At 68.2% G+C, this 19,477-nt stretch carries 15 protein-coding genes and 4 pseudogenes; 10 read left to right on the top strand and 9 right to left on the bottom strand.

What is annotated here, in order from left to right; genetic code table 11:
• Position 1: 1 nt before the first annotated feature.
• From pstA to KIV56_RS07840, 7 genes and pseudogenes are all read right to left on the bottom strand, one after another.
• A pseudogene (gene pstA, locus KIV56_RS07870) lies at positions 2-1,103 on the bottom strand (phosphate ABC transporter permease PstA).
• On the bottom strand, positions 1,103-2,047 hold the full coding sequence (gene pstC, locus KIV56_RS07865) for a phosphate ABC transporter permease subunit PstC (RefSeq protein ID WP_281535809.1): 945 nt from the start codon (positions 2,045-2,047) through the stop codon (positions 1,103-1,105). The pseudogene pstA and the gene pstC overlap by 1 nt, the downstream one beginning before the upstream one ends.
• A gap of 152 nt (positions 2,048-2,199) precedes the next feature.
• Positions 2,200-3,297, bottom strand: a complete 1,098-nt coding sequence (gene pstS, locus KIV56_RS07860; RefSeq protein ID WP_281535808.1) for a phosphate ABC transporter substrate-binding protein PstS — start codon at positions 3,295-3,297, stop codon at positions 2,200-2,202.
• A 169-nt stretch (positions 3,298-3,466) separates the two neighbouring features.
• Positions 3,467-4,417, bottom strand: coding sequence for an NUDIX hydrolase (locus KIV56_RS07855; RefSeq protein ID WP_281535807.1), 951 nt, complete (start codon positions 4,415-4,417; stop codon positions 3,467-3,469).
• Positions 4,414-6,590, bottom strand: a pseudogene (locus KIV56_RS07850) (RNA degradosome polyphosphate kinase). The gene KIV56_RS07855 and the pseudogene KIV56_RS07850 overlap by 4 nt, the downstream one beginning before the upstream one ends.
• A gap of 56 nt (positions 6,591-6,646) precedes the next feature.
• Positions 6,647-7,558, bottom strand: coding sequence for a mycothiol synthase (gene mshD / locus KIV56_RS07845; protein WP_281535806.1), 912 nt, complete (start codon positions 7,556-7,558; stop codon positions 6,647-6,649).
• Positions 7,533-8,225 carry a winged helix-turn-helix transcriptional regulator gene (locus tag KIV56_RS07840; protein ID WP_281535805.1) on the bottom strand — a complete coding sequence of 231 codons (693 nt, stop codon included), beginning with the start codon at positions 8,223-8,225 and terminating at the stop codon, positions 7,533-7,535. The genes mshD and KIV56_RS07840 overlap by 26 nt, the downstream gene beginning before the upstream one ends.
• Before the next feature lie 73 nt (positions 8,226-8,298).
• Here KIV56_RS07840 and KIV56_RS07835 point away from each other — a divergent pair, with 73 nt between their 5' ends.
• The 4 genes and pseudogenes from KIV56_RS07835 (at position 8,299) to KIV56_RS07820 (ending at position 11,514) form a co-directional block, all read left to right on the top strand.
• Positions 8,299-8,562: a hypothetical protein gene (locus KIV56_RS07835; RefSeq protein WP_281535804.1), complete on the top strand. Its 264-nt coding sequence runs from the start codon at positions 8,299-8,301 to the stop codon at positions 8,560-8,562.
• Between the two features lie 191 nt (positions 8,563-8,753).
• Positions 8,754-9,455 carry an FABP family protein gene (locus tag KIV56_RS07830; protein ID WP_281535803.1) on the top strand — a complete coding sequence of 234 codons (702 nt, stop codon included), beginning with the start codon at positions 8,754-8,756 and terminating at the stop codon, positions 9,453-9,455.
• A gap of 67 nt (positions 9,456-9,522) precedes the next feature.
• A pseudogene (locus KIV56_RS20325) lies at positions 9,523-10,701 on the top strand (YgfZ/GcvT domain-containing protein).
• Positions 10,702-10,767: 66 nt separating this feature from the next.
• Positions 10,768-11,514 carry a phosphoglyceromutase gene (locus KIV56_RS07820; protein ID WP_281535802.1) on the top strand — a complete coding sequence of 249 codons (747 nt, stop codon included), beginning with the start codon at positions 10,768-10,770 and terminating at the stop codon, positions 11,512-11,514.
• Between the two features lie 110 nt (positions 11,515-11,624).
• On the opposite strand, the gene phoU is transcribed toward KIV56_RS07820, so the two are convergent.
• Positions 11,625-12,287 (bottom strand): phosphate signaling complex protein PhoU, encoded by a 663-nt coding sequence (gene phoU, locus KIV56_RS07815; protein ID WP_281535801.1) that lies wholly within the window; start codon positions 12,285-12,287, stop codon positions 11,625-11,627.
• Positions 12,288-12,465: 178 nt separating this feature from the next.
• On the opposite strand from phoU, the gene KIV56_RS07810 reads away from it, so the two are divergent.
• Positions 12,466-13,620 carry a sensor histidine kinase gene (locus KIV56_RS07810; protein ID WP_281535800.1) on the top strand — a complete coding sequence of 385 codons (1,155 nt, stop codon included), beginning with the start codon at positions 12,466-12,468 and terminating at the stop codon, positions 13,618-13,620.
• Positions 13,617-14,297: a response regulator transcription factor gene (locus KIV56_RS07805; protein WP_281535799.1), complete on the top strand. Its 681-nt coding sequence runs from the start codon at positions 13,617-13,619 to the stop codon at positions 14,295-14,297. The genes KIV56_RS07810 and KIV56_RS07805 overlap by 4 nt, the downstream gene beginning before the upstream one ends.
• A gap of 81 nt (positions 14,298-14,378) precedes the next feature.
• On the opposite strand, the gene KIV56_RS07800 is transcribed toward KIV56_RS07805, so the two are convergent.
• On the bottom strand, positions 14,379-14,858 hold the full coding sequence (locus tag KIV56_RS07800) for a hypothetical protein (protein WP_281535798.1): 480 nt from the start codon (positions 14,856-14,858) through the stop codon (positions 14,379-14,381).
• 178 nt (positions 14,859-15,036) lie between these two features.
• Between KIV56_RS07800 and KIV56_RS07795 the strand changes: the two genes are divergently transcribed.
• The 4 genes and pseudogenes from KIV56_RS07795 to rlmB all read left to right on the top strand — a co-directional run bounded on the left by KIV56_RS07795 (position 15,037) and on the right by rlmB (position 19,402).
• The gene (locus KIV56_RS07795; protein ID WP_035879449.1) at positions 15,037-15,519 is read left to right on the top strand and encodes a CarD family transcriptional regulator; all 483 of its coding nucleotides are present in this window, start codon (positions 15,037-15,039) and stop codon (positions 15,517-15,519) included.
• 113 nt (positions 15,520-15,632) lie between these two features.
• On the top strand, positions 15,633-16,892 hold the full coding sequence (ispD, locus tag KIV56_RS07790; protein ID WP_281535797.1) for a 2-C-methyl-D-erythritol 4-phosphate cytidylyltransferase: 1,260 nt from the start codon (positions 15,633-15,635) through the stop codon (positions 16,890-16,892).
• Positions 16,889-18,305: pseudogene (gene cysS, locus KIV56_RS07785) on the top strand (cysteine--tRNA ligase). The gene ispD and the pseudogene cysS overlap by 4 nt, the downstream one beginning before the upstream one ends.
• Positions 18,305-19,402, top strand: a complete 1,098-nt coding sequence (gene rlmB / locus KIV56_RS07780; protein ID WP_281535796.1) for a 23S rRNA (guanosine(2251)-2'-O)-methyltransferase RlmB — start codon at positions 18,305-18,307, stop codon at positions 19,400-19,402. The pseudogene cysS and the gene rlmB overlap by 1 nt, the downstream one beginning before the upstream one ends.
• Positions 19,403-19,477: the final 75 nt, after the last annotated feature.

Genomic DNA, 19,477 nt, shown 5'->3' with positions numbered 1-19,477 from the left:
CCTAGCGGCCGAGCTTGGGGGAGAAGTACTTGGCGATGAGCCTCGCGAGCCCATTAAGGAGCATGACGATCAAAACGAGCGTGAGTGCGCCTGCCCACGCCCGGTCGAGGTACGCCTGGGTGTCCGTGCCCTGGTTCGCGTACTGGGTGTACACGAACACCGGAAGGGTCATCATCCGCTGGCTGAACAGGTCGTAGTTCATACTCGCCGTGGAAGCCGGAGATGATCAGCAGCGGGGCGGTCTCGCCGATGACCCGGGAGATCGAGATCATGATGCCCGTGACGATTCCGGCGAGGGAGGTCGGCAGCACCACCTTGAGGATGGTCAGCCACTTCGGCACGCCGAGGGCGTATGCGGCCTCGCGCAGTTCGTTCGGGACGAGCTTGAGCATTTCCTCGCTCGAGCGCACCACGACCGGGATCATCAGCACCGACAGCGCGATGGCACCGCCGAAGCCGAAACGGATGCCCGGGTCGTTGAAGATGAGGGAGAAGAACGCGAAGGCGAACAGTCCGGCGACGATCGAGGGGATGCCGGTCATCACATCCACGAAGAAGGTGATCGCGTGGGCCAGCCGACCGCGTCCGTACTCCGTGAGATAGATCGCGGCGAGCAGGCCGATCGGCACGGAGATGAGGGTCGCGACGCCCGTGATCAGCAGGGTGCCGATGATGGCGTGCAGCGCGCCGCCGCCCGCGCCGACCACGTTGCGCTGGGACTCGGTGAAGAACGTGGGGGTGAGGATGCCGGGGAGACCGTTGACGACGGTCGTGAAGACCAGCGAGATCAACGGCAGCAGGGCGACGACGAAGGCGGTCGTGACGAGGGCGGTGACGAGGCGGTCCTTCGCCCGGCGCACGCCCTCCACGGCGTAGGAGAGCGCGTAGATGGCCACGCAGTAGAGCACCGTGCCGAAGAAGACCGTGCCGACGATGTTGAAGCCGGAGGTGGCCCCGGACAGCTGGAGCACGAGGAACACGGCCCCGGTGACGATCCAGCTCGCGAGGAGCACGTAGAGCGTGGAGTTCTTCGGTAGCTTGCCTGCTGCGTAGGCGTTGGCCTGGGGCATATTCGCGGTCGGCGTCGCGGTCGTGCTGCTCATCAGTTCGCTCCCGAGAAGGCCTTGCGGCGGTTGATGATGTAGCGGGCGATCATGTTGACCGCGAGGGTGATGACGAAGAGGATCAGGCCGGTCGCGAGCAGGATGTTCACGCCGACGCCGTGCGCCTCCGGAAAGTTGAGGGCGATGTTCGCGGCGATCGTCGTCGGGTTCTGCGAGGTCAGCAGCTGGAAGAGCACCGTCGGGCTCGGTGAGAGCACCATCGCGACCGCCATCGTCTCGCCGAGCGCGCGGCCGAGGCCGAGCATCGACGCCGAGATGATCCCCGAGCGGCCGAAGGGAAGCACCGCCATCGAGATCATCTCCCAGCGGGTCGCGCCGAGGGCGAGAGAGGCTTCCTCGTAGAGCACCGGTGTCTGCAGGAAGATCTCCCGGCAGAGGGCGGTGATGATCGGGAGCACCATCACCGCGAGCACGATCGCGACGGTCAGGATCGTACGGCCGGTGCCGGAGACCGGTCCGGCGAAGAGCGGGAACCAGCCGAACCAGTCGACGAGGTTCGCGTAGAACGGCTGCACGAGCGGGGCGAGCACTCCGATGCCCCACAGGCCGAAGACCACGGAGGGAACCGCGGCGAGGAGATCGATGACGTAGCCCAGGCCGGCGGCGATCCGCCGCGGGGCGTAGTGGGAGATGAAGAGGGCGATACCGATCGCGAGGGGGATCGCGATGATCATCGCCAGCAGCGCGGACCAGAGGGTTCCGAACGCGAGGGGCCAGACGTACGACCAGAAATTGGTGAAGCCGCCGCTGAAGTCGGCGGGCGCCGCGACGAACGCGGGCAGGCTCTGAATGAGCAGGAACCCTGCGACGGCGGCGAGGACGGCGAGGATGAGGCTGCCGGAGACGACTGTGGCCGTCGAGAAGATCACATCACCGGGACGCTGCGGAGTGCGGATACGATCGCGGGCAACTACGGAGGTCATGCCGGGCGTCTCCCTGAAGTTCGGATGGTGGAACGAAAACGTGTGCTCCCCCGCACCCCAGTCTGCCCGGTTCGGGCCCCGCCTGTGCGGCGGGGCCCGGACCGGGCAGACTTCAGGATGCTGGTGAAGCGGGTACTACCGGTGATTCGGTGTTACTTGACGGTTGCGAGAACCTTGGCGACCTTGTCGGCCAGGTCGGTCGAGAGCGGTGCGGCACCGCCGGCGGATGCGGCGACCTTCTGGCCGTCTGCGCTTGCCATGTACGTCACGTACGCCTTGACGAGCTCGCCCTGGGCGGGCTTGGCGTATTCCGTGCAGACGATGGCGTAGCTGACCAGGACGAGCGGGTAGTGCGTCGCGTCGGTCGTGGTGCGGTTGATCTTGATGGCGAGGTCGCTCGCGTCGCGGCCCGTGACGAGCGGGGACTCGGCGACGACGGCGGCAGCGGCTTCTGCCGTGTAACCGACGAACGTGTCGCCGACCTTGATCTTCGCAACGCCGAGCTTGCCGGCCTTGGATGCGTCCGCGTAGCCGATGGTGCCGACGCCGTTGGTCACGGCGTCAACGACACCGGAGGTGCCCTTGGCGCCTTCGCCGCCCTTGATCGGGAATGCGTCGGCTGCCTTGTCGGTCCACACGGTCGGTGCGGTCTGGAAGAGGTAGTCGGTGAAGTTCTTCGTGGTGCCCGAGTCGTCCGAGCGGTGCACGGCGGTGATCGCGGTGGCCGGGAGGGTCACGCCGGAGTTGAGCGCGGCGATGGCCGGGTCGTTCCAGGTCGTGATCTCGCCGCGGAAGATGTGCGCGAGGGTTGCGGAGTCGAGCTTGAGGTCCGTGACGCCGGCGACGTTGAAGATGACCGCGATCGGGGAGATGTAGACGGGCAGGTCGACGGCCTTGGCGCCGGCGGCGCAGGACGCGAACGTTCCGGCGAGCTCGGTGTCGTTGAGCGCGGAGTCGCTGCCGGCGAAGTCGGAGCCGCCCGCGATGAAGGTGGAGCGGCCGGCGCCGGAGCCGGACGGGTCGTAGTTGACCGTGACGTTCGGGTTGGACGTCTGGAATGCTGCGATCCAGGCCTCCTGGGCCGAGCCCTGGGCGGACGAGCCGGCGCCGGTCAGCGTTCCGGTGAGGGTGCTGGTTGTCGCTGCAGTGGTGCTCGAGCCGGTTCCGGCTTCGTTGGAGGCGCACGAGGACAGTGCGAGAGCGGCGGCGACGGCGATGACTGCGGGTCGGCCAAAACGCTTGAAATTCACGGGTATTCCCTTTCGAGGGTAGACAGCGCAGAGACTTTCAGAAACTTCACTGCAGGGCGGGGCCGGTGCTGGCCCCGGTCAGACGATAATCCGATCCCTTTAACGACACCCCCTCCAGAAGATGAACGGAAGGTTAACGCAACCGGGCCGTTCAACGAGTTCCGGCAGGTCAGACGCTCGGTCGGTACGTCTCGATGCCGAGGATCCCGGCGCTCGGGTTCTCGCGCGACAGGTGTACGACGGAGAAGGAGCCGATGTCGAGGTGGGAGGCCTCCTCGATGTACAGTCCGAACGTGCTCCCGGTGGCGAGGGCGATCTCGTGCAGGATCTCGGGAAGCACCGGGCCGTGGCTGCAGATGACGGCGGTCTTGCGGGAGCGGATGCGCTTGCCGATGCCGGCCCGGACATCCGCGACGCCCTGCTCGAAGGCATCCTGGCTGAACAGTTCCGTGCGCTTGATGGGGATGCCCGTCGTGGCCGCGAGCGGGGCGACGGTGGTGACGCACCGGGTGGCCGTGCTCGACACGATGCGGCGCGGGCGCCACGCCGTCACGGTCGGCACGAGTTCCACGGCCTGGGCGACGCCGCGTTCGGTGAGGGGCCGCGTGCTGTCGGGGCCTGCCCAGCTCGAACCGGTGACGGCCTTGCCGTGCCGGAGTGCGATCAGGGCGAAGGTCGTCGTCACCCCGCGGTCGGCGAGCTCGGCGAAGGCATCGATGATCTCGACGTCCTGCGCGTAGCTGAGGTAACTGCGTGCCTTCTTGATCGTGACCCATTCGATCGCCGCGATCTCGCTGTTCGGCACGAAGGTCGAGCGCTGGATCTCAGCAGGGTGCACCTCGGCGGCCCAGTACTGCACGACCTTCTCCCGGCCGTTGCCGAGCGAATACCGGGATTCGCCGAGCGGCACGCCGAGGGCGACCGCGAGTCCGGTCTCTTCCTCGATCTCACGCACCGCCGTCTGCGGCATGGTCTCGCCGGGGTCGACCTTTCCCTTGGGAATGGTCACGTCGCCATATACCGTGCGGTGCACGAGCAGGACGTTCATCTTGCCGTCGATCAGGCGCCAGCAGACCGCTCCGGCAGCGTAGACCGGCCCGTTCGGAAGGACCGCACTCATCGGCGACCCGTCGGCCGCACGCGTCGGGAGATCTGCTGCATCAATCGGTCCTGCATATCGTCGAGCGGCTTTCCGGAATCGTCGAGGTGGTGGCGGGTCCATTCGCCGGTGTTGTCGAGCCACCAGGACGCCGTGCGGTCGTCCATGGCGCGGTTGAAGAGGCCATCGATCTCCGTGAGGTGATCGGGGTCGACGAGGCGCACGAGGGCCTCGACGCGTCGGTCGAGGTTGCGGTGCATCATGTCGGCGCTGCCGATGTACACCTGGGTGTCCCCGCCGTTGTGGAAGGAGAAGATCCGGGAGTGCTCGAGGTAGCGGCCGAGGATCGACCGCACCTTGATCGTCTCGCTGACCCCGGGGATGCCCGGCGTCAGGCTGCAGATGCCGCGCACCCAGACCTCGACGGGGACCCGGGCCTGGCTGGCCCGGTAGAGCGCGTCGATGATGGCTTCGTCGACCATCGAGTTGACCTTGATGCGGATGCCGGATGGCTTGCCGTCGAGGGCGGCCTGCGTCTCGAGGTTGATCGCCTTCAACAGCCCGCGCCGCAGGTGCAGGGGTGCGACGAGGAGCCGCTTGAACTTCTTCTCGATCGCGTACCCGGACAGCTCGTTGAACAGGCGGGTCAGGTCCTTGCCGACCTGGGGGTCCGCGGTCAGCAGACCGAGGTCCTCGTACAGCCTGCTGGTCTTCGGGTTGTAGTTGCCGGTGCCGATGTGGCTGTAGTGCCGCAGTACGCCGTTCTCGTTGCGCACGACGAGGGCGAGCTTGCAGTGCGTCTTGAGGCCGACGAGGCCGTAGACGACGTGCACGCCGGACTTTTCGAGCTTGCGCGCCCAGGAGATGTTGGCCTGCTCGTCGAAGCGGGCCTTGATCTCGACGAGGGCGAGCACCTGCTTGCCGGATTCGGCGGCCGCGATGAGCGCCTCGACGATCGGGCTGTCACCGGAGGTGCGGTACAGCGTCTGCTTGATGGCGAGCACGTCAGGGTCGGCGGCGGCCTGCTCGAGGAATGCCTGCACGCTCGTCGCAAAGGACTCGTACGGGTGGTGGAGCAGGATGTCGCGGCGCGCGATCGAGCCTGAAGATATCGGGCTCGGCGTTCGGCTCCGGCGCGAGGAGCCTGCACGGCCGTGGTCGGCACGTGCTTGACGTAGCGCAGGTCCGGGCGGTCCACGCGCAGGTCGAACAGTCCGCCGAGGTCGAGCGGGGCGGGCAGCCGGTACACCTCCTGCTCGGTGACGTCGAGTTCGCGCACGAGCAGGCCGAGGGTGACCTCGTCCATGTCCTCGGTGATCTCGAGGCGGATGGGCGGGCCGAACCGGCGGCGCAGCAGTTCCTTCTCGAGGGCCTTGATCAGGTTCTCGGTCTCGTCTTCCTCGATCTCGACGTCCTCGTTCCTGGTGACCCGGAAGACGTGGTGTTCGAGGATGTCCATGCCGGGGAACAGGTCGCCGAGGTGATTGGCGATGAGGTCCTCGAGCATGATGAAGCGCACGTTGTCGAAGCCCTCGCGGCGGTCGACGCGCACGAAGCGCGGCAGCATCGTCGGTACTTTGAGCCTGGCGAATTCCTGCTTGCCGGTCTTCGAGTTGCGCACCCGCACGGCGAGGTTGAGCGAGAGCCCCGAGATGTAGGGAAACGGGTGCACCGGGTCGACCGCGAGCGGCATCAGCACCGGGAAGATCTGGTTGGAGAAGTAGTCACGGAGCGACCGGTGGTCGGCGTCGTCGAGGCTGTCCCAGGTGGCGATGTGGATGCCGGCGTCCATCATGGCCGGGCTGACGAGCTTCTGGAAGGCGCGGGCGTGCCGGTCCTGGAGCACGTGCGCCATCGCCGAGATGTCGGAGAGGGCGTCCTGCGGTGCGGTACCGATGTTCGTCGGCACGGCCAGTCCGGTCAGGATCCGGCGCTTGAGCCCGGCGACGCGGACCATGAAGAACTCGTCGAGGTTACTCGAGAAGATGGCCAGGAAGTTGGCGCGCTCGAGCACCGGGAGCAGCGGATCCTCGGCGAGCTCGAGCACCCTCTGGTTGAACGCGAGCCAGCTCAATTCCCGGTCGAGATAACGGTTCGTGGGGAGTTCCGGGTCGTCCTTGCCGGTCAGGGGATCGAAATCGTCATCGAAGTCGCTTCCGAGACCCGATTCTTCCTGAATGTTTTCGCCGTCCATGAGTCCATCCTGACACCGCGGGACCTGCCGGTGCGACGGTTCCGGGTGAACAGTGGCTATCGGGTTCGGCGGCGGTACTGTACGTCGACCGTGCGGTCGGTGAATCCGAGGGAGCGATACAGCCGCACGGCGGGCCCATTGTCGGCTTCGACGTAGAGCGTCGCCTGCGTCACCCCGCGCCGTCGCAGCCGTTCGAGTCCGGCGGTCATCAGCCGGCGTCCGAGACCGCGGCCGCTCCACTCGGGGCTCACCCCCACGACGTAGATTTCCCCCTCCGCTGCCCCCTGCTCGAGCTTCAGCCAGTTGTAGCCGATGAGGGCGGTGTCGTGGCGGGCGACGAGGAAGTCGCCCGCGTCGAACCAGTCCTCGTTCATGCGGTCTGCGAGGTCGGCCGCGGTGATGCCGCCCTGCTCGGGGTGCGCCGCGAAGGTCCGGGCGTTCAGGGCGACCCAGGCGTCCGCATCCGTGTCGGGGTCGAAGGCCGTGATGCCGATGTCGTCGGCTGCCGTCGTCGCCGGGGGAACGGCTGCCGGAGGTGCGGCTGCGTCGAGCGCCAGTTGCAGCTGCAGGAGGCGCCGGACCGCGTCGAAGCCGAAACGCCCGGCGAGGGCGCGGGCCGCGGGGTGATCGCCGTGTGCCCACGCGGTCAGGCCGTCCGGAACATCCGCCGCAAACGCGGGATCGCCGAAGAGCTCGGTCAGGGCCGCGGTCGCGTGGCCGTGCCTGCGGAAGTCGGGGTGCACGACGAGGTCGAGCTCGCCGGCGCCGAGGACGAGCGCCCCGACGACAGGGCCCATGATCGCATCGCCGTCGCGCAGCAACAGGGGAGTGCGGCGCCGGGCCGCGACATCGAGGGTGGCCTGCTCGTTGAGCGGGGCGTACCCGTCGACGCGGGCGGCGGCATCCGTCACCGCGGCGAACTGGAGCGCGAAGGCGCTGTCGTCAGGCCCGTGCGACGGACTGATCACGCACGACCTCTGGTTCCTGCACGTTGAAGCGGTATCCGACGTTGCGCACGGTGCCGATCAGGGATTCCTGGTCGCCGAGCTTGGCGCGGAGGCGTCGGACGTGCACGTCGACCGTGCGCGTGCCGCCGAAGTAGTCGTAGCCCCAAACCTCGCTGAGCAGCTGCTCGCGGGTGAAGACGCGGGAGGGGTGGGCCGCGAGGAAGCGGAGCAGCTCGAATTCCTTGTAGGTGAGGTCGAGCGGCCGGCCGTAAACCTTCGCGGAATAACTCGCCTCGTCGATGACGACGCCGGCGGCGCGGATCAGCGCGGACTCCTCGGCCCGCGGCGTGCGCCCTGCGGCGAGGCGGATGCGGGCGTCGACCTCTGCGGGACCCGCCGTGTCGAGGATCACGTCGTCGATGCCCCAGCCGGGGCTCACCGCGGCGAGGCCGCCCTCGGTGATCACGAGCAGCAGCGGAACCTGGCTGCCGGTCGTCTGCATGATCTGGCACAGCGACTTGGCGGCCATCAGGTTGGTACGGGCGTCGACGAGGATGACATCGGAATCCGGGGCGGTGATGAGCTGGTCGGGCTGGGCCGGAATGACACGGATTCCATGCGAGAGCAACGCCAGTGCCGGCAGGACCTCCCCGCCGACCGCGGAGGTCAGGATCAATAATTGCGCCACGCGGGCCCTCCAACCATTGTTGGCCAATCCTAGCGTGCAGCCAATTGCTCGTTTGGCAGGGCAGAATGGAGGAGTGAAGTGGCAGTGGAGAAGCGTCGGCCTGGTCTGGGCGTTCGCCGTGGTCTGTTCGGTGCTCACGGGGGCCCTCGCGGCGCCCGGTCGCTCCCTTGTGTGGATCGGCCTCTCCCTCGCGGGATGCACCATCGGCACCCTCTCCATCCAGCTCGCGACCGGCCAAAAAGAGGGCTACGTACACCGGGTGACGCTGAGCCTCGTCGGCGCGGTCATCGTCCTCGCCGCCGCGACCGGAATCTTCGCGCTCGCCGGGCTTCTGTAACGAACTGGTAAAGCCGCGCCGGGCGCCCGTCCGCAGGCGTTTCGGCTCTCGCCGGCAGCTAAGGTGGTGTCATGTCAATCCTCGCGCTCGAAATCTTCTTCCTGGGCCTCCTCGCGCTCGCGAGTCTCTCGATCGCCTGGGTGTCCGGCCTCGTGTTGTTCAAGCTGTTCCGGGGGCAGCGGTAACCCTCGATGTTCGAGCTACCGACCCAGCTCCCCTCCGAACTCGTTCCGCTCTCGTGGCTCCTCGGCGTCTGGGAGGGGTCCGGCGTCATCGACTACGCCCTCCCGGACGGCCGCAAGGTCACGCGTGAGTTCGGCCACCGGCTGAGTTTCAGCCACGACGGCCTTCCGCACCTGAACTACAGTTCCTATACCTGGCTCGAAGCGGATGCCGCAACTCACATCGACGAGGACGTCGACGATGCAGGCGCCGACCAGGACCCCGACGCCGCCGACGCCGGCGACACGGTCGCGGCAGGGCCGGCCCTCGTCGGGAACACCCCGCTCATGACCGAGACCGGCTATTGGCGCCTGAGCCGCCCCCAGGGTGCAGGCGACCCGGGGCCCGGCCTGCTGCCCGCAGAGGGTACGCACCCGTTCACGACGGCGTCCGCCGTCGAGACGCTCCGCAACGCCGACGGCGGCTTCGACATCGACGTCACCCTCGTGCACCCCGGCGGTGTCGCCGAGATCTACCTCGGCCAGGTCAAGGGACCGCGGATCGACCTCGCGACCGACGCGGTGATGCGCACCCAGGGAGCCAAGGCATACTCGGCGGCGACCCGGCTGTACGGCCTCGTCGACGGTCACCTGCTCTGGGCCTGGGATATCGCCGCCCTCGGGCAGAGCCTGCGCACCCACGCCTCCGGCCGGCTCAAACGGGTCGAATAATCCCGGCGGTTCCCGCGTTGTCCCCGATGTGCGCCTCTGCGTCACGCAAACCCCGGAAGAAGTCCTCATGACCCCGCCGACCGCATCCGCTTCAGCCCTCCTCGACCTGCCGGGCGCCGTGCAGGCCACCGGCCTCGATGCCGGCGTCGCCGCCCACTACGGCAACCCGATGATCGAACAACGGCACCTGCTCGCCGGCGAGGCCATCGTCGACCTCTCCAACCGTGCGGTGCTCGGGGTCTCCGGCCCCGACCGACTGACCTGGCTCAACTCGATCACGAGCCAGGAGCCTGCGGTACCTCCTCAAGCCGGGGGATTCGGCTGAGACCCTCGTACTCGACCCCACCGGGCACGTCGAGCACGCGGTACGGCTCGTCGACGACGGAACAGAGGCCTGGCTCGTCGTCGAGGCCGCCGAGCTGCCCGCACTGCTCGCCTGGCTCGACCGGATGCGCTTCATGCTGCGGGTCGAACTCCGCGACCGCACCGAGGAGTACGCCGTCATCGGCACGATGGGAAGCATCGGCGACCTCGCCGTGGCCGTCTCCGCGCTCGAACCCGCCGCTCCGAACGGAACCCCCTCGTCTGGCACGACCCGTGGGCGGCCGTCGTCACCGGCGGCTTCCAGTACGCGGAAGACCCCGAACATCCCGGCGCCGACTGGCACTGGACCGAGGCCCTCGTGCCGCGCACCGCACTTCCCGCTGTGACGCGCGGCCTGCGCAGCGGCGCCGTCCGCGCGGCCGGGCTGCTCGCCCTCGAGGCGCTCCGGATCGCGGCGTGGCGGCCGCGCCGGGCGAACGAGGTCGACGACAGGACGCTCCCGCACGAGCTCGACTGGCTGCGCAGCGCCGTGCACCTGAACAAGGGCTGCTACCGCGGCCAGGAGACCGTCGCCAAGGTACACAACCTCGGGCACCCGCCGCGGCGGCTCGTGCTGCTGCACCTCGACGGCTCCCAGGGAGTGCTGCCGGTGCACGGAGACGAAGTCCAGGCCGTGCGCAGGCTCCCGGACGGCAAGACCGAACGCCGCGGCGTCGGTGCGATCACCTCGAGCGCCATCCACTACGAGCTCGGGCCGATCGCCCTCGCCGTCGTGAAGCGCACCGTACCGGCGACGGTCGTGCTCCAGGTGCTGAGCGAGGAGATCGCCGTTGCCGCGACCCAGCAGGTCATCGTTCCGCAGTCGGCAGGCTCGGTCGCCGAGATCCCCCGGCTGCCGCGGCTGGGCATCCGCACCCCCTGACACCGAACCCCCGCCGCTGACCCCCGGCCACCGACCACAGGCCCGGCTCTCGATAGAGTTGGAGGCATGTCATACAATCTCATCCTCCTTCGCCATGGCCAGAGCCTATGGAACCAAGAAAACCTCTTCACCGGTTGGGTCGACGTTCGCCTGAGCGAGCAGGGAGCCGCGGAGGCCAAGCGCGCCGGCGAGCTCCTCGCAGAGTCCGGCCTCCTGCCCGACGTCCTGCACACGTCACTCCTTAGCCGCGCCATCCAGACCGCGAACATCGCGCTCGAGGAGGCCGACCGCCTCTGGATCCCCGTGAAGCGCTCCTGGCGCCTCAACGAGCGCCACTACGGCGCCCTGCAGGGCCTCGACAAGGCGGAGACCCTCGCCAAGTTCGGCCCGGAGCAGTTCCAGCTCTGGCGCCGTTCCTTCGACGTACCGCCGCCCGTGCTCGCCGACGATTCCCCCTGGTCCCAGGCGCACGACCCGCGCTACGCCGGCCTCGGCGACGAGCTTCCCCGCACCGAGTGCCTGAGCGACGTCGTCGACCGGATGCTGCCCTACTGGGAGTCCGACATCGCGACGGACCTCCGCGCAGGCAAGACCGTTCTCGTCACCGCCCACGGCAACTCGCTGCGCGCCCTCGTGAAGCACCTCGACAACATCAGCGACGCCGACATCGCCGAGCTCAACATCCCGACCGGAATCCCGCTCGTCTACCGCCTCGACGAGAACCTGGTCCCGATCGGCGCAGGCCAGTACCTCGACCCCGAGGCCGCAGCCGCCGGTGCCGCGGCCGTCGCAGCCCAGGGCAGCAAGAAGTAGCACTCCCGCCCCATTAGCCCACTATCGACAATTCCCAACGAAACGGCCCCGGAAGCATTCGCTTCCGGGGCCGTTTCGTTTGCTTCAGCGTTTCGGGTGATGCAGGCGGGCTACTGGACGCCGGTCGTGCTCTGCTGCCAGGCGCCGGTGCCGAGGTACTGGATCTTCTTGGCGATCGAGACGGCGTGGTCGGCGAACCGCTCGTGGTACCGGCTCGCGAGGGTCGAGTCGACCGTGTCGGCAGCAGCGCCCTTCCAGGTCTCGGCGAGGACCGCGTCGAAGACGCTCAGGTGCAGGGCGTCGACCTTGTCGTCCTCGTTGCGGATGACCTCGGCGAGCTTCACGTCCTGGGTGGTGAGCAACTCGGTGAGCATCGTCGAGATGGTCACAAGCAGGGCCCCCATCTCACCGAAGGTGCCGCGCAGGCTCTTCGGAACAACCTTGTCGGGGAAGCGGTAGCGGGCGAGCTGGGCGATGTGGGTGGAGAGGTCACCCATCCGCTCGAGCGACGAACTGATCCGGAGGGCGCTCACGACGATGCGCAGGTCGCGGGCGACCGGCTGCTGGCGGGCCAGGATCGTGATCGCCAGTTCGTCCAGTTCGATGGTCAGCTCGTCGATCTTGTCGTCTTCGCTGATGGCTTCTTCGGCGAGGCCGACGTCGGACTCGTTGAACGCCCTCGTCGACTTCGCGATCGAGATGCCGACGAGGCGGGAGATCTCGACGAGGCGGTCCTGAACCTCGGCGAGCTCCTGCTGGAATACTTCACGCATAAGTCTGTGTTCCTTCCTGGGCGCGCGGTACGCGCAGATGTGGAAACCACCTGGCCCCCAGCGAATCTTCGTGGACAGAGGTTAACGGCAGGTGCCGGAGTGTTGAATACTACCTAAAGTAGCCGTCCAGCGGCCCGGCACGGTTCGTTCGGCTTTTTTGTGTCAGTAATCTGGTGGAATGGAATCATCGTGGCTCGTGCTGGTGTCTCTGGCACTGGGCCTCATGGTCGGCGCCGGGTTCATCAGCCTGCTCCAGATCGCTGAACGCCACGGCCGACGCGCCTCCGAGGTGGTCAACCCGGCCGTGCCGGACGGCATCGACCAGGTCCTCGACGCACTCGACACCGCGGCCGTCGTGCTCGACCCGTCGAACAACGTGATGAAGACGTCCCCGGCGGCCGTCTCGATGGGAATGGTCTGGAACCGGCAGATCGTGCATCCGGAGCTCCTCGAGCTCGCCGGCAGGGTGCGGCGCTCCGGGGAACCGATCGCCGAAGACCTGATCCTCTCGCGCGGTCCGTTCGGCGACGCGAGCATGCGGGTGCGCGTGCGCCTGGCGACGCTCGGCACCCGGTACGTGCTGCTGCTCGCCGAGGACCGCACGGAGGCCTTCCGCCTCGACGAGGTGCGCCGCGACTTCGTCGCCAACATCAGCCACGAGCTCAAGACCCCGATCGCGGCCGTCGGCCTGCTTGCCGAGGCGCTCAACCAGGCCGCGGACGAACCGGTGCAGGTGCGCAGGTTCGCCAGCAGGCTCACGACGGAATCCGGTCGCCTGACCCGGCTGACGCAGGAGATCATCGAGCTCTCCCGGCTCCAGGCGCAGGACTCCCTGACCGAGCCGGAAAACCTGCAGATCGACGACATCGTCGCTGCGGCCGTCGACCAGAGCAGGGTCGTTGCGGATGCCGCACGCATCACGCTCGCCGTCGGCCAGCCCTCCGGCGCCGTCGTCACGGGCGACGAGCGACTCCTCGTGATGGCCGTGCACAACCTGGTCGCCAACGCGGTGCACTACTCCGCAGAGGGATCGCGGGTGGGTGTGGGCGTACGACACCACGACGGCGTCGTCGAGGTGACGGTGACCGATCAGGGCGTCGGCATCCAGGAGGCGGACCTCGACCGCATCTTCGAACGATTCTTCCGCGTCGACCAGGCCAGGTCGCGCCACACCGGTGGAACGGGCCTCGGCCTCTCCATCGTGAAGCACATCGTGCAGATCCACGGCGGCGACATCCGCGTCTGGTCCCAGCCGGGCAGCGGTTCGACGTTCACCATCCGGCTGCCTGAGGCGAGTCACATCGCCCTGGCCAAAACAGGAGAGACCCCGTGACCCACATTCTTTTGGTTGAGGACGAACAAGCGCTGAGCGAGCCGTTGAGCTTCCTGCTCGAACGCGAAGGCTATGAGGTCACCGTTGCCGAGGACGGGCCGACCGCTATCAGCGAGTTCGACCGGATCGGACCGGACCTGATCCTGCTTGACCTGATGCTCCCCGGCATCCCCGGGACCGAGGTGTGCCGCGAGATCCGCACCCGCTCCCAGGTGCCGATCATCATGCTGACCGCAAAGGATTCCGAGGTCGACATCGTCGTGGGCCTCGAGCTCGGTGCGGACGACTATGTGACCAAGCCGTACTCGACCAGGGAACTGCTCGCGCGTATCCGTGCGGTGTCGCGTCGCCGCACAGACCAGACCGAGGACGACGAGAACATGCTCACGGCGGGGACTGTGCGGATGGACATCGAACGCCACACCGTCGCAGTGAGCGGCACGGTCGTCAACATGCCGCTCAAGGAGTTCGAGCTCCTCGAGTTCCTGTTGCGGAACGCCGGCAGGGTGCTCACCCGCGGCCAGCTGATCGACCGGGTCTGGGGCACCGACTACTTCGGTGACACCAAGACCCTCGACGTGCACATCAAGCGGATCCGTTCGCGCATCGAGGCGACACCGTCCGAGCCGACGATGCTCGTCACCGTGCGCGGCCTCGGCTACCGTTTCGAGGCCTGACCCGGCCCGTTTCGAGGCCTGACCGGGCCCGGTTCGAGGTCGGGTCCGGTCGGGCCTGGCCTGGCCTGAGCAGGCCGGATGCTAGGGCGCCGTGGTCGGCAGCAGGGTCGAGTACTGGGGGAGGGTGCCGTCGAGCACCGGCGCGAGCAACTGGAGGCCGGTCTCGGTGCCGTACTGGAAGTAGACGGGGAACAGCGAGCCGAGCGGGGCGACGATGTTCTCGAGGGTGATCACAGGGCCGCCGGTCGCACCGATCGCGGTGCTCGACTGCGGCTTCAGGGTCAACTGCTGGGTGACCTTGCCGGTCGTGGCCGTGTACTGCACGGACAGGCTGTGCGCCGAGTCGCTCGGATTGACGACGGTGACGAGGAGGCTCCCGGTCTTTCCGTCCTTGGACAGCACGATCGCATTGCGGACCTTCAGGTCGCCGACGTTGCCGCTGACCCCGTCGCTCGCGTCGTAGTGCTTGGTCGTTGACTGCGGGGCCAGCAGGTTGCATCCACTGGTACCCAGTAGGACGCCGGCCGTCAACAACACGGACAGCAAGACTCGAGCCCTCACAAGACCTCCAACAGTTCGACGGTGCGCCTGAAGGCGCGAACGCCGCAGATTTCGCTTTGAGCCTAGCGTATCGGGGAGGCCGGCCACGTGGCGCCGCCTGCCCCTGCCCCGGTCAGGGTCGCAAACCCTACCACCCCTCGCTGTGGTATCCTAGACGATGCTGAAGGGATATCCATACATGCTTTTTGAAGTAGGCGAAACCGTCGTTTATCCCCACCACGGTGCCGCGACAATCACGGAAGTGAAAACGCGGATCATCAAGGGTGAGGAAAAACTGTACCTGAAGCTCAATGTGACTCAGGGCGACCTCACCATCGAAGTTCCCGCCGAGAACGTCGACCTCGTCGGCGTGCGCGACGTGATCGGCCGTGAGGGCCTCGACAAGGTTTTCGAGGTGCTGCGCGCCCCGTTCACCGAGGAGCCGACCAACTGGTCCCGCCGGTACAAGGCCAACCTCGAAAAGCTCGCCTCCGGCGACGTCATCAAGGTATCTGAGGTCGTCCGCGACCTGTGGCGCCGCGACCAGGATCGCGGCCTGTCCGCCGGGGAGAAGCGCATGCTCGCCAAGGCCCGCCAGATCCTGATCAGCGAGCTGGCCCTCGCCGAGAAGACCGACGAAGAGAAGGCCTCAACGGTCCTCGACGAGGTCCTGGCCTCCTAGCCCACCCCACGTTCATTCACACGCTGAAAGGCGGCGCCGCGAGGTGCCGCCTTTCGCACGTTCCGGTGTGACTCATCCCGCAGCATCCACCCTCCAGCAGATAGCCTCCAGACATGACTGAATACGCAGCCCCCGCGGTCGCGGTCATCGTCGTCGCCGCGGGCAGCGGTGCCAGGCTCGGCGCCGCGGAGCCCAAGGCCTTCGTACTGCTCAGGGGCCGCACCCTCCTCGAGCGGGCGCTCGGTTCCGTGTTCGGCATGGTCGAACCCGCCCAAGTGATCGTCGTGGCGCCGCACAGCCACCTGTCCGAGGCCCGGGCGATCGCGGCATCCGCTGCCGGCGTCGCCGCCGGGTACGTCGACGTCGTGGTGGGCGGGCTCACCCGCGCGGACTCCGTCAACCGGGGCCTCGCCATGCTGCGCCCAGGCGTCGAGACCGTGCTCGTGCACGACGCCGCCCGCGCCCTCACCCCCTCCGGCCTGTGCGACGCCGTCGTCGCCGCCGTGCGCCGGACCGGGCACGGCATCGTTCCCGGTCTCGCCCTCGTCGACACCATCAAGCACGTCGACGCCGAGGGCACGATCCTCGCGACGGTCGACCGCTCGGCCCTGTCGGCCGTGCAGACGCCGCAAGGCTTCCCCCGGAGCGTGCTGCTCGCCGCCATGAGCGGTGCTGACCCGGCAGGCACCCCGACCGACGACGCCGAGATCGTCGCGGCCGCCGGGAATTCCGTCGGCGTCATCCCCGGTGACCCCCTCGCGTTCAAGATCACAACCCCGTGGGACCTGCACCGGGCCGAGGCCCTCCTCGACGAGCTCGCACGCACGGATGCCGCAGCGGCACGCCCGCAGTCCGCCTCATTGGTACCGCGGATCGGTTCCGGCCTCGACGTGCATGCGTACGACGAGGCCGCGCCGCTGTGGCTCGCCGGCCTGCACTGGCCGGGAGAGCGCGGCCTCTCCGGGCACAGCGACGGCGACGCCGCCGTGCACGCCATCTGCGACGCGCTCTTGTCGGCGGCGGGCCTCGGTGACGTCGGCGGCGTCTTCGGCGTGGCCGATCCCCGCTTCGAGGGGGCGCACGGCGACGTGTTCCTCCGCGAAACTCTGCGCCGGGTCACCGAGGCCGGCTTCCGGGTCGGCAACGTCACCGTCCAGATCATCGGCAACCGCCCGAAGGTCGGCCCACGCCGTCTCGAGGCCGAGGACTACCTCAGTGGGATCCTGGGCGCGCCGGTCAGCGTGTCCGCGACGACGACGGACCGGCTCGGTTTCACCGGGCGCGGCGAGGGCGTCGCTTCCCTCGCGACGGCCCTGCTCCTGCCCTTCGTCCCGCTGCCGGAAACCGGCCCTGTTCTAAGCTGGGACGTGTGACGATCCAACTGTACGATTCCCGGGCCCAGGCCTTGCGCGACTTCATTCCGACGACCCCCGGTGCGGTCGGGATCTACGTGTGCGGGCCCACCGTGCAGTCGTCTCCGCACATCGGCCACCTGCGCAGCGCCCTGGTCTACGACCAGCTTCGCCGCTGGCTCACCTACCGCGGCTTCGACGTCACGTTCGTCCGCAATGTCACCGACATCGACGACAAGATCCTCGCCAACGCGGCAGGCACCGCAGAGCAGTGGTGGGCGCTCGCGTACCGCTACGAACTCGAGTTCACGGCCGGGTACCAGCGTCTCGGCATCCTCGCCCCCACCTACGAGCCCCGGGCGACGGCGAGCATCCAACAGATGCAGGACCTGATCACGCGCCTGATCGACCGCGGCCACGCCTACCCGGCCGCCGACGGCTCCGGCGACGTCTACTTCGACACCCGCAGCTGGGCGGAGTACGGCGCGCTGACCCGCCAGGGCCGCGGCGACATGGAAGCAGCGGCGGACGCAGACCCGCGCGGCAAGAACGACCCGCGCGACTTCGCCCTCTGGAAGGGACACAAGGCCGACGAACCGGCCTCGGCGTCCTGGCCGTCCCCGTGGGGACCCGGCCGGCCCGGCTGGCACATCGAGTGCTCCGCGATGGCGAGCCGCTACCTCGGCGCGGGCTTCGACATCCACGGCGGCGGACTCGACCTGCGCTTCCCGCACCACGAGAACGAACTCGCCCAGTCCACCGCGGCCGGTGACGCGTTCGCGAAGTACTGGATGCACAACGGACTCGTGCACGTGCACGGCCAGAAGATGTCCAAGTCCCTCGGCAACTCCGTCTTCGCGGCCGAGCCTGCTCGACCAGGCCAGGGCCATCGTCGTGCGCTACTACCTCGGCGCCGCGCACTACCGCTCCACGATCGACTACACCGACCACTCGCTCGTCGAGGCCGAAGCCGCGCTCGAACGCATCGAGAGCTTCCTCGACCGGGCCGACCGCCGTCTCGTCGAGACGCGTTTCGCCTCGAGCGGCGTCGAGCTCGTCCCCGACGAGTTCGCGATCGCCATGGACGACGACCTCGCCGTGCCCCAGGCCCTCGCCGTGCTGCACGAGACCGTGCGCACCGGCAACGCGGCCCTCGACGCCGAAGACCTCCGCGCCGCGGCCGCAGCCCGCGGCCAGGTGCTCGCCATGAGCGAGGTCCTCGGCATCAACCCCCTGTCGCCCGGCTGGGCCGTCGCGACGGACGAACCAGCCATGGTCGCACTCACCGCCCTCGTCGAGCGCCTGCTCTCCGACCGGGAGACCGCCAGGGAAAGCCGCGACTACAAGGCCGCAGACCGTATCCGGGACGAGCTCGTCGCCGCCGGAATTACCATCGAAGACACCCCCTCGGGTGCGCATTGGAGTTTTGACTGATGAAGAACACAGACCGTAAGGCTCGCACCGGGTCCGTGCGCAAGGGCAGCCGCGGCCCCCAGGTCGGCTCAGGCGGCCAGGGTCGCCAGGCCCTCGAGGGCAAGAAGCCCACGCCCAAGGCCGAAGACCGTCCGTACCATCCCGCAGGGAAGCGCAAGGCAGCCCAGGACCGCTTCGCAGCGGCCGGCGGCGGCCGCAGCCGTCCCACGACGGGTTCGCAGGGCGGGCAGCGCTCCACCGCCAACTCCGGCGGCGGTGGCACATCCACCCGCAAGGCCAAGTCGATCGACGAGCACGAGATCGTCACCGGGCGCAACTCGGTGCTCGAGGCGCTGCGCGCGAAGATCCCCGCGAGCACCCTCTACATCGCGACCCGCATCGAAATGGATGACCGGGTCAAGGAAGTCCTGACCCTTGCGACTGGCCGCGGCATCCCCGTGCTCGAAGTGATGCGCCCCGAACTCGACCGCCTCGCCGGCCGCGACGCCGTGCACCAGGGAGTCGCGCTCAAGGTGCCCGCGTACGAGTACGCGCACCCGATGGAGCTCCTCGAGCTCACGATCAGCCGCGGCTTCAAGCCCCTGTTCGTCGCCCTCGACGGCATCACCGATCCCCGCAACCTGGGCGCCATCATCCGCTCGACGGCGGCCTTCGGCGGCCACGGCGTGATCGTGCCCCAGCGCCGGTCCGTCGGCGTCACGGCATCCGCGTGGAAGACCTCCGCCGGTGCAGCCGCGCGCACCCCCGTCGCCATGGCGAGCAACCTCACCCAGACGCTCAAGTCGCTCAAGGAGGTCGGTGTGCTCGTGATCGGCCTCGACGGCGGCGGAGACACCTCGCTGCCCGAGCTCGGCCTCGGCTTCGCTGAGCGCCCGATCGTCGTCGTCGTCGGCAGCGAGGGCAAGGGCCTGTCGCGCCTCGTCACCGAGACCTGCGACGCGATCGTCTCGATCCCGATCAGCGCAAGCACCGAGTCCCTCAACGCCGGCATCGCCGCGAGCGTCACGCTCTACGAGATCTCCCGCCTCCGCGCGGCAGCGAAGGTCGCCAAGGCCGTCAAGCTCGCCGCCGCCAAGGCGGCCGCCGCTACCGCCTAGCCCCTAACGAATTCGACGGAGATTTTGAGTTTTTTGCACGTGAGAGCGTGATTTAAGCGCTTTCCGGGCAAAATC

The organism is Cryobacterium breve (assembly GCF_027594785.1).
GTDB lineage: Bacteria > Actinomycetota > Actinomycetes > Actinomycetales > Microbacteriaceae > Cryobacterium > Cryobacterium breve_A.
This window is presented reverse-complemented; position numbering and strand designations above follow the sequence as displayed.